This is a genomic window from Streptomyces sp. NPDC029216, from assembly GCF_040648015.1.
GTDB lineage: Bacteria > Actinomycetota > Actinomycetes > Streptomycetales > Streptomycetaceae > Streptomyces.
Genome location: NZ_JBEZWL010000064.1, coordinates 1 through 14386 on the forward strand (window position 1 = coordinate 1; position 14386 = coordinate 14386).

Consider the following 14386-nt stretch of genomic DNA (forward strand, 5'->3'; position numbering starts at 1 on the left):
AACCCGCGGCTCCGGGGGGGCTTTGGGGGGGGGGCCGGCCGTGTCGGCCGGCCACCACCGGTGCGGGTTCGCCATGCTGGGCCGGGCGCGGCAGCGGGGTCACGGCCCTCCCGCACGGCGACAAGGAGAACGGCATGCCGACGGACTCGGTCGGACGGTTCCTGGCGGCTCTGGATCCCCGGCACCAGGAGGCCGTCGGGGCCAGGCCGCGCGAGGAGCAGGAACGGCTCGCGGCGGCCTGGGAGGAGGAGCTCGGGTCGGACGACGAGCTGGACACCCTGGACGAGCTCTCCCCCGCCGCCGCCGAGGCGGAGGCGGCCCGCCGCGTCATGGACCGCGAGTCCTGACCCGGCGGCCCGGGCGGGACCCGGTCGGGCCGCACCCGGGCCGCTGTCAGGACCGCGCGGGCAGCCGGTGGAGAACGGTGTCGCGCAGGGTGCCGTCGACGGCGGTGAGGGTCAGGTACGTGTGGTGCGGCTGGCGCCGGCGGTCGGTCGGTGAGCCGGGATTGAGCAGGCGGAGCCCGCCCGGGGCCGTGGAGTCCCACGGGATGTGGCTGTGGCCGAACACCAGGACGTCGGTGTCGGGGAAGCGCGCGGCGCAGCGCCCCTCCCGCCCGGCCGCCGGGCCGGTCTCGTGGACGACGGCGAAGCGCAGGCCGCCGAGCTCGGCCCGGGCGATCTCGGGGAGCCTGGCGCGCAGGGCGGGGCCGTCGTTGTTGCCGTGGACGGCGATCAGGCGGCGCGACCTCGATTCCAGCAGGTCGAGGGTGGCTTCGTCGGTCCAGTCCCCGGCGTGGATCACCACGTCGGCTCCGTCGACGGCCGCCAGCAGGGCCTCCGGCAGGCGCGCGGCCCGCGCCGGTACGTGCGTGTCCGAGGTCAGCAGGATCCTCACGCGCCCACCGTACGCCTTCCGCGTCCGCGCACCTGCCGGGGCCGGGGGCCGTCAGCAGGTCACGGTCACCTCGTGGACGACCGGGCGGGCCGGCCAGGGGAACGAGGCCACGCCGAAGGTGGCGCGGACGGTCGAGCCGCACGGGGCTTCGGCGACCGGACCGGGCACCTCGACGGTCGAGGAGGTGAAGACGACCGGAACCTCCCGGGTGACGGGCGCCTCCGCGCCGACGACCTCGACGGACAGGGTCGTGAACAGCTGCTTCGGCGCGGGCTCCGGGCTGCCGGGAGAGGGCGGGCCGGCGAGTGCGACCCGGCCGTGGAACGCGACGGTGGTGCCGGTGACCTCGGCGCACACCCGGGTGGACAGACCTGCCTGAAGGCCCGAGCCGCCGCAGGAGGTGACGGTATCGGCGGCGTGGGCGGGGGCGGCGGTCAGGACGGCCAGGCTCGCGGCGCCGGCGGCCAGCAGGGCCAAGCGGTTCATCGGGGTTCTCCTCGTCATTGGGTTCACCGCCCGGGCACCTCCCGGGCCGTATGCCATGTGATATTTCACATCGCATCCGAAGGGGAGGTGACCGCCGGCTGAACCGTTCCCGCCCACCCGATGACAGCTCTCCGATGGGCGTGCCTCACGAGGACGCCGGCGGCGGCGTCCAGCCCGGGTCGCGTCCGCTCAGCCCGACCGTCCGGTCCAGCAGCGGGGCGTCCTGCGGCACGGGCACGGCGGGGCCGAAGACGCCCCCGCCGCGGCCGTCCTCCTGGGCGGCCGCCCAGAGGAAGGCGTGGGAAGCCCGGAGTGCGGCCGCGTCGGGCGCGTACTCCTGGCCGGTGGCGCGGGCCAGGTCCCAGCCGTGGACGACCAGTTCGTCGGCCGCCACGGCCGCGGCCACACCTCCGGGCAGGTCCACGCCGCCCGCGCGGGTCATGCCGGTCCACGCGGCCGGGTCCCGCCAGGCCTCCGCCAGCTCGCCGAGGACCCCCGGCAGCCGTTCGCGCCAGTCGGCGGGCAGGGCCGGCACGGACCCGCCCGGGGGCGTGTCGGTCGTGGGGCCGAGGTCCTTGCGGGCGGCGTCGCGGAAGGCGACGGCCAGGCCCGCGAGGTGGCCCAGCAGGTTCCCCACCGTGTACGCGGGACAGGGCGTCGGCCCGCCCAGCCGGGCGTCGGGCACGCCCGCGACGAGGCGGGCCACGACGGCCGCCTGCGGTCCGAGATCGAAAGTGGTCGTGTCGGTCATCCTGCCGCTCCCTCCGGAACGAAATCGTCTGCAGGGTAGACCGGCGGCCGGGCCGGAACTCATCGGACATGCCCGGACGGGGCGAGGGTTTCCACGGGGCCGGTGAGGCCGGCGGCGGGTGCCCGCATAGGATGCGGGCCAGGGCGGGGCCGTAGCGCAGAGGTCGACGCGCGCGGTCTCCAAAGCCGCGAGGACGCCGGTTCGAATCCGGTCGGCTCCGCCCGCTCCGGCTCCGGAACGGCTCGACCGGCCGACTCCGCCGCCGCCCGCAGCCCCTCCTCGCGCTCCGGCCCGTTCGCGGTTCAGCCCGGCAGTTCCCCGTCGAGCAGTGTCAGTTCCGCTTCCGTCAGCCGCAGGTGGGCGGCCCGGGCCGAGTCGGTGATGGAGGCCGGGCGGCCGGCCCCCGGTACCGGGATCACGGCCGGGGAGCGGCTGAGGTGCCAGGCCAGGGCGATCTGCTGCGGGCTGACGCCCCGTTCGGCCGCGACGCGGTGGAAGGCCGTGCCGGAGGAGGCCGGGCCCGAGGGTCCGTCGAGGGAGCTGCGGGAGATGCCGCCGAGGGGGCTCCAGGGGAGGAACGCCAGGCCCAGCTCGGTGCTCAGCCGCAGCTGGGGCTCGCTGTCGCGCACGGCGGGCGAGTACTGGTTCTGTACGGACACGAGGCCGTCGCCGAGGATCTCGTGGGCCCGGCGGATCTGGTCGGTGGTCACGTTGGAGATGCCGGCGGCGCGGATCGTGCCGGCTTCGAGGAGTTCGCGCAGGGCGCCGACGGACTCCGCCCAGGGGACGGCCGGGTCCGGCTTGTGCAGCTGGTAGAGGCCGATGGCGTCGACGCCCAGCCGCCGGGCGGAGGCTTCGGCGGCGCGCTTGAGGTGGTCCGGGGTGCCGTTGACGGTCCAGCTGCCGTCACCGGGGCGGCCGCGGCCGCCCTTGGTGGCGATCAGGACGCCGGAGGTGTCGCCGCCGTAGCGGGCAAGGGCGCGGGCGATGAGCCGTTCGTTGTGGCCCGCCTCGCCGGCGTGCCAGTGGTAGCTGTCGGCGGTGTCGATGAGCGTGACGCCGGCGTCGAGGGCGGCGTGGACCGTGGCGATGGCCCGGTCCTCGTCGGGGCGGTGCTCGATGGAGAGGGGCATGGCACCCAGGCCTATGGCGCTGATGGTGGTGCCTGCGATGGCGCGGTGGAGCATGGCGGTTCGTGTCCCTCGGTCGGCAGGGTGGGCGGACGTGGTGTGGTGCCCCCACCCTGACCGACTCCCGTCACCAGCAGAAGTGACCTTCTACTGGATGCGTTTTAAGCAGGACTGTTGACGGATCGATCCGCCGGGGCCGAGGTGGCGGTCCCCGGGCCCCGGCGGTCGGTTCCGTGGCGGTCAGGCCCGCGGCGGGCTCGGGAGCGGGGCCTTGCCGACGTGCAGTACGTGGGCGTCCAGGGGCAGCGGGGTGTGGCCGTGGAGGCGGAGGCCGGCGTCGGCGAGCAGGCGCGCGTAGTGGTCGGCGCGGCGTTCGCGGCCTCCGACGTTGCAGGCCATGTGCAGGTCCCAGGCGGTCGCCAGCGAGGGCGAACCGTCGGCGGGCAGGAGGCGCTCGACGACGAGCAGGTCCGCGTGGGCGGGCATCGCACGGGCGATGTGGCCGAGGATCTCCCGGCAGCGGTCGTCGTCCCAGTCGTGCAGGACGCGGGCGAGCACGTAGACGTCCCCGCCGGGCGGTACGTCGGCGAAGTCGCCCGCCCGGTAGTCACAGCGCGCGCCGCAGCCGGCGGCGTCGAGCAGGCGGCGGGCCGTGGCGACGGCGTGCGGGCGTTCGAGGAGGACGCCGCGCAGGCCCGGGTGGGCGGTGAGGATCTGCCGGAGCAGCTCCCCGTTGCCTCCGGCGACGTCGACGACCGTCGCGGGCCCGGGCGCCCGGGCGGCGGCGGTGACGGCCGGGTGGGCGGGCAGCGGCCGGAACATGCGTGAACTCGCGGCCATGGAACAGTCGAAGACGTCGACGAGCTCGGGGTCGCGGGCGAAGTGGTCGAAGTGGTTCTCGCCGAAGACGTGGTCGAAGGCCGGCTGCCCGGTCCGCACGGTGTGGTCGAGGGCGCCGAAGGAGCGGTAGAACGGGCCGCCGTACATCAGGGCCAGGGGGCGCATCGACGCGGGCGCGTCCTCGCGCAGCAGGGCTCCGAGTTCGGTGAGGCGAAATCCCTCCTGCTGCTCGTCGTCCGCGTCCGGGGTGTCGTCCCGGGTGACGGCGCCGAGCATCGTGAGGTAGCGCAGGAGCGTGGTGAGGCTCCCGGGGTGGGTGCCGGTCCGGCGGGCGAGGTCCTCGGCGCGGTACGCGGTGCGGGTGTCCATGGCGTCGGGCAGGCGCAGCCGGGCGAAGGAGGCGAGGGCCTGGGTCGTCCACGCGCCGGTGAGCAGATGAAGGAGCGTTTCGGCGGGCGGTCGCGCGTCGCTGCGGGGGCGGGCGGGGCCGTCGGGCCGGTCCAGGTGGGCGGCGAGGGAGTCGCGGTGGTCGCCGTGCGCGTAGAGCTCCATTCTGCGGTAGCCGCAGGCCGCGTCGGCGGGGGTGGTGAAGTACAGGACCGTGCCGTCCTCGTGCGGGTTGTAGCCGCCGCCGTCGGGGCGTGCGCCGTGGCGGGCGAGGATCGCGCACAGGCCGCGCAGCACCAGCGGGTCCGGGTGGTCTACCTCGAAGGCGAGGTGTGCCTCGTGCCGGCCGGTCCGCTCCAGGGCGGCGATCCCTTCCAGGCCGGAGTGCGGGGACACGGTCAGAGCGAAGACCTCGACGGCACGCCGTTCCCCCGCGACGCCGTACACCCGGGGGCGCAGGATCCGTACGTCGAGTTCGGCGGGGTCGCGGCGGTGGCGCCGGGCGAGGCGTTCGCGGACGACCACGCTGGGGTGCGAGGGGGTGTCCACCGCCAGTCCGCAGTCGGCGAGTTGGGCCCGCAGGGCGTCCGCGTCGGGCGGGAAGAGCAGCAGCCCGGCATGGGCGAAGTGGCAGTGGCCGGCCAGCGCCCGCAGGTCGGGGGCGCTGATGCCGGGCAGGAGCAGCGGGAGCAGGGTGGCGCTGTCGTGCTCGCGGACGAACGCGGCCGCCGCGCGCAGGCGGGCCGTGTCGTCCAGCAGCATCGTTTCGTCGGGGAAGGTCGTCGTCATCGTGGGCATGTCCTCGGGCCGGTACTGAGTCAGGGCAAGGCAAGGCAGGGCAGGGCGGGACAGGAAGGGAAGGAGCGGGGCGCTGCGGGGGTCAGACGCCGACGTAGTTGTCGGCGAACCACTCCTGGTGGACGCGCGAGGTGCGCAGCGAGGCGATCCGGGAGCGCCGCAGGGCGGCCTGGAAGAACGATCCGGCGGGCTCGTCACCGTCGGGTGCCGCGTGCAGCAGGCGGGTCATCCACCCGGTGAACTCCTGCGCCTTCCAGATGTGCGTCAGGCACCGGTCCGAATACGCGTCGAGTCCCGCGGTGTCGCCGCGGGTGAGGGCGTCGGTGAGCGCCGAGGCCAGGATCCCGGCCTCCAGGACCGCGAGGTTGGCGCCCTTGGCCGCGGCCGGGGCGAGCAGACTCGCCGCGTCACCGGCGAGGAAGAGCGACCCGTGGCGCAGCGGTTCGATCACGTCGCAGGCCAGGTCGACGAGGCCGCGTTCCAGGAACGCGCCCCGGTGCAGCGGACCGTGGTCCGCCGCGCGCATCCGGAGGTCGAGTTCGTCCCAGATGCGCTGCTCGGACCAGGCGTCGGCGGCGGTGCCGCGCTGCCACTGGAGGTAGTAGCGGGTCACGTCCGGGGTGCGGGCCATGTGTCCGGCGAATCCGCGGTCGTGGAGGGCGTAGCCGACGGCGTCGAGGCTCGGCGGGGCCTCGGCGAGCAGGCCGAGCCAGGTCACGCCGTGGTCGTGGTGGTGGCGGACGGTGTCCGGCGGCAGGGAACGGCGGGCCGCCCCGTGCCGTCCGTCGCACCCGGCGACGTAGCGGGCGGTCCACCGGGTGGGACGGCCGTCGGGCCCGCGCGTCGTGACGGACGGCCGGGTGCCGTCAGCGTCGTGGACGGCGAGCGCCTCCGTGTCGAAGCGGATGCGTCCGCCGCGGTCGAGGTAGTGCCTCAGGAGGTCCGTGACCAGGTTCTGCTGCGGGTAGACGTGGTGCCCTACGCCCTCGCCGAGGGCGCCGTAGTCGAGCCGGAAACGGCCCTCGGGGGTGCGGAACTCGCAGGCGCCGTGCCGGCGGCCGTGGCGGTGCAGGCCGTCGGCGAGGCCGTGCCGGTCCAGGATCCGGGCGGTGTGGGGGGCGAGGAACCCGGCGCGGGGCCGGGTCTGGACGTGGGAGCGGGAGGAGCGTTCCAGGATGACGCAGTCGATCCCGGCGGCGAGCAGGAGGTTTCCGAGCACGAGCCCGGCCGGACCGGCACCGAGGATGACCACGTCGGCTGATGCGCGTAAAGCGCAGGATGTCTGACTTTCCGTCATAGCGGGTGAAGCATAAGCACGCGAAGATCCGCGAACCTACGCCAGCCATCCCTTAGCGGGAATAGAGTGACAATCGCCCCGGGTGGCGGCGGCCCGTGACGGCGGGCCCGAAGGCGGGTTCCCGTGGCCTGCGGGTGGTACGCGCCGGGCGCGCGGGAGCGGGAGCACGCTCCCGTACGCCCCCTACTGAGCCCCCGGGGACCGGGGCCCCGTCGGCGGCATGCGCGGGATCACCGGTCCGGGTGAACCGCGGCCCGGCCGGGGCGGCGTTCCAGCGGCGCAGCAGGAAGGGGAGCTCTCGTAGCCGGAGCGGACGGTCCCCTGGTGGATCATGACCAGGACGGCCTTCGCCCTGCGGCGGTAGAAGGAGAGCACGTCCTCGTCCTGGGACAGTCCCACCAGCAGGCGCGGTGCCCGGGGGTGGCCCAGTTCGGCGAGGAGCCGGGCCGCCTTCACCCGTACGAAGGAACGGACGAGCAGCTCGCGCGGGGTCGAGGCGGGGCCCCGGACCGGGCGCACCAGCTCCGTCAGCACGGGTACGGCCCGGGTGTCCCCCAGCCGTGCCAGCGAATGGGCGGCGTTGACGCGGGAGACGGGGTCGAGCGCCTTGTCGCGGGCCATGTCCGCGAGGATCCGGTGCGGGCGGCGGTCGCCGAGCCGGACCGCCAGCAGGCGGGCCGCCAGCGCGCGCCCGGTGCCGTCGAAGCCGGGGTCCTTCGCGAGGGACAGCAGCAGTTCTCCCGCCCCCGCGTGCCCCAGCTGGGCGAGGGCGTGGGCGCGGGCGATCGGGGGTGTGCCGTCGGCGTGGACCAGCTCCAGCAGCAGTTTGACGCCGCGCCCGTCGCCGCCCGCGGCGAGCCGGAACGCGGCCTGGATGCGGGCGATGTCGTTGTACAGGCGCAGCATCCGCAGGCCCACCAGCCCCGCCTGGGACCGGGAGACGAGCGGCGGCACCGGGCTGCGGGCGTTCTCGTCCCGGGCGATCCGCAGGAGGAGGTCGCGGGCGCGTTCCTCGTCGAGGTCGGCCAGGGCCACGGCGGCGTGCAGTTCGTCGCGGAAGAGGTTCTGCCGGGTGGCGGCCAGTGCGGCCAGGGCCGAGGCCGTCCTCTCGGCGGCGTCCGGCGGTATCCGGGTGCCCAGCCTGGCCTGTGCGGCGATGAACTCCAGGTCGGGCAGGCCCGCGTCGCCGGCGCCGGCCAGCCGGTGCAGGGTGCGGGCGGCGGGGCCGGCGGGGCCGGCGGGTGCCGCGTCGAGCAGGAAGCCGACGTACGACATCCGCGCCGTCCGCAGGTCCAGGCGGGCGCGCAGGCTGCCGGGGCGTTCGGGGCGGCGGGTGCCGAGGAAGCGGCGCAGCTCGCCGCGCAGCCGCCGGGGGGCGGCGGCCACGGCCTGGGCGGCGAAGTAGTCGGCGAGCGTCTGGTGGAGGAAGGTGAGGCCGGCCTCGTCCTGGGTGAACAGCCCGCTGTGGCGCAGCAGGTCCGCCAGGAACCGGTGCCAGGTCTCCTCCGGCATGGGTGCGGGGCGCGCCGCCTCCGGGAAGCCGAGCAGCGCCGTGAGGACGTCGGTGCGGTGCGGGGCGCCGGGGCGGCCGGGCGGTCCCTCCACGTGGGGTGCGGCGAGGCGGGACAGGAGTGCGAAGAGCCGGTCGACCGTCTCCTGGGCCCGGCCGAGCACGGGGGGGGCCGTAGCGTTCCAGGGCCTGGCGGGTCTGCTGCTGGATCCCGGACATGCCGGCGGCGTGGTGCCGGTTGGAGAGCGCCCCGACGAAGCGGCGGTACAGGTCCCCCCGGTACACGGGCAGCGGCTCGTCCGGCGCCGCCGAGCCGAGGGTGCACAGGATGGCCGCCATCAGCGGGACCGTGCCGAGGCCCGTCGCGGGCCGGGCGGCGGCCGTCTGCGCGAAGCGGTCCGCCGCCTGCTCGGGCGCGGTGCGGCCCGCGGCGCGGAACCATCTCAGGGCGAGGGAGCGGAACTCCGGCGGGTCGAACGGGCGCAGTTCGAGCACCGGTGTGTCCTCGCCGAGGACGCCGAGCTCGGACTCGGGCAGCGGACGGGTCGCGACCACGAACCGGAACGGACCGCCGGCGGGCGCGGCCGCGGGCGGCGGCCCGGTGCGGGCGGCGAAACCGGCCAGGGTCTGCAGGGCCTCGCGCCGGGACTCCGGCAGCAGGATCTCGTCCAGCCCGTCCACCATCACCAGCCACGGCACACCCGGCTCCGCCTCGGCCCGGAAGAGTTCGGGGCCGGGCCCTTCGAGCAGCCCGAAGCGGCTCAGGTCCCGGGTGACGGCGCGGGAGAGGACCTGCGGCAGGGGTTCTCGCGACAGCAGGTCGGTGGCCCGGAGCAGCACGGGCAAGGCCCGCACGTCGGCGTCGGCGGGCGGGTCCGTGTCCGTGTCCGTGTCCGTGTCCGTGTCCTCGGCGGTGAGGCGGCGGCGGGCGGCCGTGGCCAGCGCCATGCGCAGGAAGGTGGTCTTGCCGCCGCCGGGTCCCGCCGTCAGGACCGTGACGCCGGCTTCCCGGCCGCCGCCGAGCCGGTGCAGGGCCTCCTCGGCGGTCAGCTCCCCCGGTGTGACCCGGGAGGCGCCGGGGCCGAGGGCGCGGACGCGGGCCCGCTGACCGAGGCAGACGTCGGCCAGCGGGGGTGCGCCGGTCCCGATGGTGCCGCCGACGTACGGGTGCTCCCGGGTCGCTCAGGTAGTCGTGGACCTGCTGGGCCTGTGGGTCGGCGGGCGTGAGGCCGGCCGGGCCGGGCGGCAGGCCGATCAGCCCGTGCAGGGCGGTGCGTTCGGCTTCGCCGAGGATCCCGTACCAGCGGTCGACGCGGCTGGCGGTGAGGGTTCCCGCGCCGTCGGTGGGGCGGTGCTCGCTGACGATGCCGATCAGGCAGCCGCCGCTCCACACCGCGGCCCCGGACATGCCCTCCCAGGGCGACGTTCCGGCGCCGTCGGCCTCGTCGCCGCCGGGCGGGTCGACGATCAGCTCCAGCGTGCCTTCGCGCCGCCCGGACAGGGCCACGGCGCTGCCGTGGGCGTGCCGGGTGTCCCGGTACTCGAACGGGGCCCCGTCCGGGCCCACTTCGTGGCGCAGCTTGAACCGCGGGAAGCCCACGGCCTCGCAGGGCGCCGAGCGGCCGAGCCGCCCGTACCAGAGCGGGTCGGCCGCCTGCTCCGGTACCGCGCGGGTCCCGCCGGGGGCCGGCCGCAGCGCGAGGACGGCGATGTCGAGCCGGCCGTGCAGGAACCCGGTGTCGGCCGCGACGTCCGTGATCCCGCCGCGGCCGTCCACGAAGCGGACCCGTACGGTCCGGGCGTCGTCGACGACATGGGCCGCCGTCAGCACGTGCCCGGGCCCGACGCGGACACGCATGGCGCGCACGGCGGACCGGACGCCCACAGCGCCCGGCCCACGTACGCCGCTGCCACCGTACGCACCCCCGAGCGCCCCTGTACGCGGGTTGGCCGAACCCCATCCGAATCCGGTCACACCCCCTCCCGTCCGGCCACCGCCGCGGCCGCGGGACCGGCCCGTCAGGCGCAGGTGTCCGTGTAGGGACTGCTGTCGGGAAGCCGGCCGACCTCGGCACGGATGCGGACCAGTACGTCGTCCTCGCCGCGCGTCCGACGGGGGGTGCCAGGGTCGCTGGAGGGGAAGAGGGCGGAGATCTGCTCCGCCGCCCGCACGGCCGCCGGCTCCGGGCCGCGGATCTCGATGGTGATCACGTTCGCGCTCATGCCGAAGGGGAGCGGCGGACGGCGGGTACGGTTCCTGCCCCCGGCCGCGGCTCACCCGAAGGGACGCAGGAGTGCGCGTGCGCTCCCGCGAATGGCTCAGGATCGGGACGCCGGGCAGGCCGTAAGTCGGATGGGATGTCTAGCGTCGTTGCAAGCACATCCGTTCGCGAGTCCTGTGGAGACGACCATGTCCCGTAGAGGGCGGTGGATGGCCGGCGCCTGCGTCAGTGCGGTCGCTGCCGGCCTGCTCGCCACCGCGGGCAGTCCTGCTCCGACGGCGCGCGAGGCCTCCGGGGGCGGCGCCGGTTCCAGGATCGCCGTGGGCGCCTATCTTCACTACGGCTCGCCCGGCGTCGACAGGATGCGGGGGCTTTCGCGCTGGCTCGGGGGTACCGAGCTGCGCGCCGGGCACACCTACCTGCCCGGCGACACCTGGGAGAACATCGAGGGGGCGCCCGATTCCCTGCGCAACTGGGCGCGTTGGCGCAAGGAGCGGCGGGACCGGCTGTTCGTCCTGAACGTGCCCATGTTCGAGGGCAACGAGGCCGACGTCCCCGACGAGCGGGTGGCCGAGCTGCTCCGGGCGGGCGCGGAGGGCGAGTTCGACCACCACTTCCGGCGGCTGGGCGAGCGCCTGGTCCGGCTGGGGGTGCCGGACACCGTGATCGTGCTGGGCTGGGAGATGAACGGCTTCAACTACACCCACCGGTGCCAGCCCGACCCCGAGAGCTGGAAGAGGTACTGGCGGCGCGTCGTGGCCGCCATGCGCTCCGCGGAGGGGCAGCGGTTCCGCTTCGACTTCGCCCCCAACCGGGGCAGGGACGCGATCCCCTGGACCCAGTGCTATCCCGGGGACGACGTGGTCGACATCGTCGGCATGGACTCCTACGACCAGCCTCCCGGCGACTCCTTCGACGAGCAGATCGACCAGCCCTACGGGCTCCGGCAGCACGTCGAGTTCGCGAAGGCGCACCACAAGCGGATCTCGTACCCCGAGTGGGGGCTGTTCCGCAACGGCGACAACCCCGAGTACATGCGGCGGATGCTGGCGTGGATCGCCGACCACAAGCCGCTGTACCACAGCATCACCGACTACTGCCCGCACGGTGTGTGGCAGTGCGGCGAGAACCCGCGCTCCGCACGGGTGTTCCGGGAGTCCCTGTCACCCCACCGGAAGGGCCGCCAGTCGCCCCGCCCCCGGCCGTGAGCCGCCGGGGCCGGTGAAGGGGGCGGCGGCGAGGCCGAGGCCGACATATTCGATGGAAGTCATGCCCGGGACGCCAGACGCGGCCCGGGCACGTCCGCTTCTCGATTCCTGATTTCCCCGCCCCGACGGGGCGGCGTACGGGGGAATGGTCGGACAAAATCAAGGCATATCATCTCGGATTGCTTTGCCCAACCGAGATATTTCACGCCGTGTCCGACACCTCGGGGATGCACGAGTCGTGCAAAATTGGCCGTCGTCGGGAGCCGTAACGCAGTCACCGAGAACAGTCACCGTCATGGTTTGTTCCAGTACCTGAATGCGGAGGTATCACGATTGCCGAAAACAAAAAAACGATGGGAGAGCCATCGCTCTCCGGCCCTGTTCCTGGCCGTCTCCGTGACCGCCGCACTGTTCACCCCCGCCGGCCCCGCCCAGGCCGCCTCGATGTACGGCATAAAGGCCGTCGCCGTCGCCGCGTCCAAGAAGGGCGCCCCTTACGTCTACGGCGCCACCGGGCCCAGCGAATTCGACTGTTCGGGCCTCACCCTCTACGCCTTCCGCAAGGCCGGCCGGGTCCTCCCCCGCACCGCGGAGGCCCAGTACGAGAGCACCGACCACATCTCGCGCACCCAGCGCGCACCCGGCGACCTGGTCTTCTTCCCCACCGGGGGAACCATGGCCCACGTCGGCATCTACGCGGGCCACGACAAGATCTGGCACGCCCCCCGGCCCGGCACCCGCGTGAGGCTCGAACGCATCTGGACCGGCACCGCCCGCTACAGCCGGGCCAATTAGCCGCACCGGCGCGAGCCGCCAGGAATCCCGACCGAGAAAGCCGAACCGAATCGGAATCGGCACGGACACGGCCCCGGCCGGCGGAAGCAAAAGAACACATTCACCGGCCCACGAGGAGCCCCCACGCGAAGGGCGCCCGACGGTCGCAGCACCGCCGCGCGCCCTTCGGCCCGAACTCCGAATTCCCACCGCCGTCATTGAAGGGATGAATGGGTGCCGGAATGGAATTACCGGATCAGGTCACTGGCCGGCGCTGACGGCAGTAAGGCGCGTCGTGTGGTCGCGCAGGGCCGTGACGCGGACCCGCCCCGCGGGGAAGGGCTCCCTGCCGTGCCGCCCGGGGGCCTGCGCGAACGGGGTCCATGACCCCGCCTCTCGATCAGGCCGTGCCGTGCGGCATCGGGTAGCCCTACCGCTCGTCGGTGTTGACCTTCACGTTGGTTGAAGGTCGATGATGGCGCGGTGCCAAAAGATGATCTGATGCCGATCGGAGTCTTCGCCCAGCGCACTGGTCTGACGTCCAGCGCGTTGCGGTTCTACGCCGACTCCGGGCTCCTGCCCCCTGCCGAGGTCGACCCGGTCTCGGGTTACCGGTACTACAGCGCCGACCAGGTGGTTCGGGCGACCGTGCTGCGTCGGCTGCGCGAGATCGCCATGCCCCTCGCCGGTGTCGGGGCGGTGCTGGATTCCGGGGCTGACGCGGCATCCCGGCTGCTCGATGAGCATGTCGCGAGGGTCGTCGGGAACGCGGTGGCGGCACAGCAGAAGGCTGCTGTCATCAAGTCCGCCCTCGGCCATGCGCCAGGTCTTCCGATTGCGGCGCTGAAGGGTCCCGTGCTGGCGGATGCGGTCGAGCAGGTCCTGACCGCGACCGCGCATGAGCCCGGGTTGCCGGAACTCGCCGGCCTGCGCATCGAGGCGAGCCATGAGGCGGTGACCCTGACCGCGACCGACCGTTACCGGCTCTCCACCCGAACCCTGGTGCCGGCTGGACCACCGACGCAGACGTGGGCCGGCACGGTCGACGGTGACGAGCTGCGGGTGGCAGCCGCCGAAATCCGCCGCAGCCCGCTGGTTCAGGTCGAAGCGGTGTCGCACGGGATCTGGCTCCGCGTGGCCGGCCGGGAGGACCGGCATTGCCGGTTGCTGCCCGGGGTCTTCCCCGACCATCGGCTGATGCTCGCGTCACTGGGCGAGGTCACCACCCGCGTGACGGTCCCGAAGGACCTGCTTCTGAGGGCCCTGGAAGAACATCCCGGTGAACGCATCGGGCTGCACGTCGCCGGCCACGGGGTGAAAGTCGTCTCAGCCGATGACAAGCGCCCCGGCATCCCGCTGTCGGCCACCGCGACGGGGCAGGCCCTCCGGATCTGGTTCGAGCTGACCACCTTCTACCCCGCCGTGAGCACCGCGATCGGCCCCGACGTGATGCTCGATCTGAGGGGGCACGACCAGCCCGTCACGATCCGCTCCGCCGACCGCGGTGATCTCACCACCCTGGCCATGCCCATCAAGGCCGACCACGCCGCCTGAACGAGACGACGAGGAACACCCCATGACGACCACACCCGCGAGCCCCGACCCGACCATGGCAGCCATCGGCCAAGCCGTCGCCGAAGGCCGGGCCGGTGACGTCCGTTCCGCCCGCCGAAGACTCCTGAACCTGTGGTCCGCGATCGGTGTCACCGGCGATCCGCTGCAGCGCTGCTCCCTGGCCCACTACCTGGCAGATCTCTACGAAGATCCCGCCCAGGCCCTGGCCTGGGACGTCCGAGCCCTGGACGCTGCCGACGCCGTGACCGAGCAGCGCGTCCAGGAGCACCACGCCGGCCTCCACATCGCCGGCTTCTACCCCTCCCTGCACCTCAACCTCGCCGACAACTACCGCCGACTCGGCTCCTTCGAAGCCGCCACCGAACACATCAACGCGGCCCAAGAGCACGCCCCCCGGCTTCCTCGGGATCCCTACGGCGACCTCCTTCGTCGCGCCATCCAAGAGGTCGCCGAGGCCATCGGCAGACGGGACCGCACACGGCGAGCCTCTGCACCCGGTTCTGCTGCGTGA

Annotated in this window: 12 protein-coding genes, 1 tRNA gene and 2 pseudogenes; 6 read left to right on the forward strand and 9 right to left on the reverse strand. The window is 74.1% G+C overall.

The window, feature by feature from the left end:
- The first annotated feature begins 134 nt into the window (after positions 1 to 134).
- Entirely contained in the window at positions 135 to 347 is a 213-nt protein-coding gene (locus AB0F18_RS22370) for a hypothetical protein (protein WP_362063316.1), read from the forward strand.
- Positions 348 to 393: 46 nt separating this feature from the next.
- On the opposite strand, the gene AB0F18_RS22375 is transcribed toward AB0F18_RS22370, so the two are convergent.
- From AB0F18_RS22375 to AB0F18_RS22385, 3 genes are all read right to left on the reverse strand, one after another.
- Positions 394 to 897 carry a metallophosphoesterase gene (locus AB0F18_RS22375; protein ID WP_362063318.1) on the reverse strand — a complete coding sequence of 168 codons (504 nt, stop codon included), beginning with the start codon at positions 895 to 897 and terminating at the stop codon, positions 394 to 396.
- A 51-nt stretch (positions 898 to 948) separates the two neighbouring features.
- Positions 949 to 1383 (reverse strand): hypothetical protein, encoded by a 435-nt coding sequence (locus tag AB0F18_RS22380; RefSeq protein WP_362063320.1) that lies wholly within the window; start codon positions 1381 to 1383, stop codon positions 949 to 951.
- 145 nt (positions 1384 to 1528) lie between these two features.
- Positions 1529 to 2134 (reverse strand): TIGR03086 family metal-binding protein, encoded by a 606-nt coding sequence (locus AB0F18_RS22385; protein WP_362063322.1) that lies wholly within the window; start codon positions 2132 to 2134, stop codon positions 1529 to 1531.
- Positions 2135 to 2279: 145 nt separating this feature from the next.
- Here AB0F18_RS22385 and AB0F18_RS22390 point away from each other — a divergent pair.
- Positions 2280 to 2354 (forward strand) — tRNA-Trp (locus AB0F18_RS22390).
- Between the two features lie 82 nt (positions 2355 to 2436).
- Here the strand turns inward: AB0F18_RS22390 and AB0F18_RS22395 are convergent.
- The 6 genes and pseudogenes from AB0F18_RS22395 to AB0F18_RS22420 all read right to left on the reverse strand — a co-directional run bounded on the left by AB0F18_RS22395 (position 2437) and on the right by AB0F18_RS22420 (position 10319).
- Complete coding sequence (locus tag AB0F18_RS22395; protein ID WP_362063324.1) at positions 2437 to 3321, reverse strand: aldo/keto reductase; 885 nt, start codon at positions 3319 to 3321, stop codon at positions 2437 to 2439.
- Between the two features lie 183 nt (positions 3322 to 3504).
- Positions 3505 to 5280, reverse strand: a complete 1776-nt coding sequence (locus tag AB0F18_RS22400; RefSeq protein WP_362063326.1) for a methyltransferase — start codon at positions 5278 to 5280, stop codon at positions 3505 to 3507.
- 91 nt (positions 5281 to 5371) lie between these two features.
- Complete coding sequence (locus tag AB0F18_RS22405; protein WP_362063328.1) at positions 5372 to 6541, reverse strand: 4-hydroxybenzoate 3-monooxygenase; 1170 nt, start codon at positions 6539 to 6541, stop codon at positions 5372 to 5374.
- 228 nt (positions 6542 to 6769) lie between these two features.
- Complete coding sequence (locus AB0F18_RS22410) at positions 6770 to 8260, reverse strand: hypothetical protein (RefSeq protein WP_362063330.1); 1491 nt, start codon at positions 8258 to 8260, stop codon at positions 6770 to 6772.
- 1259 nt (positions 8261 to 9519) lie between these two features.
- A pseudogene (locus AB0F18_RS22415) lies at positions 9520 to 9954 on the reverse strand (trypsin-like peptidase domain-containing protein); the annotation flags it as partial.
- A gap of 161 nt (positions 9955 to 10115) precedes the next feature.
- Positions 10116 to 10319, reverse strand: coding sequence for a hypothetical protein (locus AB0F18_RS22420; protein ID WP_362063332.1), 204 nt, complete (start codon positions 10317 to 10319; stop codon positions 10116 to 10118).
- A 187-nt stretch (positions 10320 to 10506) separates the two neighbouring features.
- Here AB0F18_RS22420 and AB0F18_RS22425 point away from each other — a divergent pair.
- The 4 genes and pseudogenes from AB0F18_RS22425 to AB0F18_RS22440 form a co-directional block, all read left to right on the forward strand.
- A pseudogene (locus tag AB0F18_RS22425) lies at positions 10507 to 11484 on the forward strand (glycosyl hydrolase); the annotation flags it as partial.
- Positions 11485 to 11970: 486 nt separating this feature from the next.
- Positions 11971 to 12321, forward strand: a complete 351-nt coding sequence (locus tag AB0F18_RS22430) for a C40 family peptidase (RefSeq protein ID WP_362063396.1) — start codon at positions 11971 to 11973, stop codon at positions 12319 to 12321.
- A gap of 462 nt (positions 12322 to 12783) precedes the next feature.
- Positions 12784 to 13854, forward strand: coding sequence for a MerR family transcriptional regulator (locus AB0F18_RS22435; RefSeq protein ID WP_362063398.1), 1071 nt, complete (start codon positions 12784 to 12786; stop codon positions 13852 to 13854).
- Between the two features lie 22 nt (positions 13855 to 13876).
- On the forward strand, positions 13877 to 14386 hold the full coding sequence (locus tag AB0F18_RS22440) for a hypothetical protein (protein ID WP_362063334.1): 510 nt from the start codon (positions 13877 to 13879) through the stop codon (positions 14384 to 14386).